Consider the following 1224-nt stretch of genomic DNA (forward strand, 5'->3'; position numbering starts at 1 on the left):
ACCCAATCCTTCCCCGCAGCCTCCCGCTTCGCCGCGGCCTCCCGCTTGTCCGTCAACTCCGACGGCGACTTGACCCGCTCCGACGAACCCGAACCCCCCACCGCCGCACCGGACTTCTCGGACGCCCCAGCAGGCTCCTCACCCTTGGGCGTCACCCAATCCTTCCCCGCAGCCTCCCGCTTCGCCGCGGCCTCCCGCTTGTCCGTCAACTCCGACGGCGACTTGACCCGCTCCGACGAACCCGAACCCTCAACCCCCGTACCGGGCTTCACCTTCGCCCCAGCAGGCGCCTCACCCTTGGGCTCCGTCGCCCAGGCATTCCCCGCGGCCTCCCGCCTCGCCGCGGCCTCCCGCTTGTCCGTCAACTCCGACGGCGACTTGACCCACTCCGACGAACCCGAACCCTCAACCCCCGCACCGGACTTCACCTTCGCCCCCGCGTTGCCGGCCTCGGACCCCACACCCGCCTTCGCCGCTGCCGCCGCATCGGCCTCGGCCTTGGCCTTGGCGATCCGGGCGTTCGCCGCGGTCTCCTGCTTCGCCGCCAGCTCCGACTGCGGACCCCGGCTGTTCGTCGATGCCTCCGCGTTCGGGAACTCCTGCTGGGATCCGCTCCGCGGGCCGGTTCGGTTCGACGCTCCGGCGTCCTCGGAGACCCGCGCCCCCCCGCCGAGACGATCGCCCCGGCCGGAGAAGGGCTCCGTCTTGCTCACGGGCTTCTCGGTGGACGATCCGACCTTGGTCGAGCCGCCCGCCCCCGATTCGGTCGGCTTGGCCTCGGTGACGGTCTTCACGTTGGAGCCGCCGGGTCGCATCCCCGACTCCGAGGTGCTGCTCCTCGGCCCCGCCCCGTCCTGGGGGCCATCGGCGAGGGTCCTCACCTTCTCGGGACCGAACGGCCGCACGGTGGGCTTCTTCGGCGCCGAGCCCTCGGACTTCGTCGTCGTCCCCTCCTGCCGGCCGCTCTGCCGCGTCTGGTCCGGGGTGGGCCGGTCCCCCTTGCCCGGGGCCTCGCCCGCGGAGGGCTTCTGCTTCGACCCGTCGGTGCCGCCCTCGTGCTCCCTCGGCGAGGGGGTGTCCGCGTCCCCCGACTTCTTGAGGTCGTCCATGGTCGTCGACCTGCGGTCGCCCGAATCCCGGGACACCCACTTCTCACCGGGCTTCCCGTCCAACGTGGACCCGGAACCCCGATCGACCAGCGGCTTCTCCCCCGACGACCCGCCC

At 72.6% G+C, this 1224-nt stretch carries 1 protein-coding gene and 1 pseudogene; one reads left to right on the forward strand and one right to left on the reverse strand.

Going from position 1 to position 1224, the window contains the following annotated elements:
• Positions 1-794, reverse strand: a pseudogene (locus tag ACFVU7_RS41720) (hypothetical protein); the annotation flags it as partial.
• On the opposite strand from ACFVU7_RS41720, the gene ACFVU7_RS41725 reads away from it, so the two are divergent.
• On the forward strand, positions 781-1224 hold a 444-nt coding region (locus ACFVU7_RS41725), incomplete at its 3' end, for a hypothetical protein (protein ID WP_388051546.1). The pseudogene ACFVU7_RS41720 and the gene ACFVU7_RS41725 sit on opposite strands and share 14 nt — an antisense overlap.

The sequence above is a fragment of the Kitasatospora sp. NPDC058046 genome (genome assembly GCF_042885595.1).
In the GTDB taxonomy this organism is placed as follows: Bacteria; Actinomycetota; Actinomycetes; order Streptomycetales; family Streptomycetaceae; genus Kitasatospora.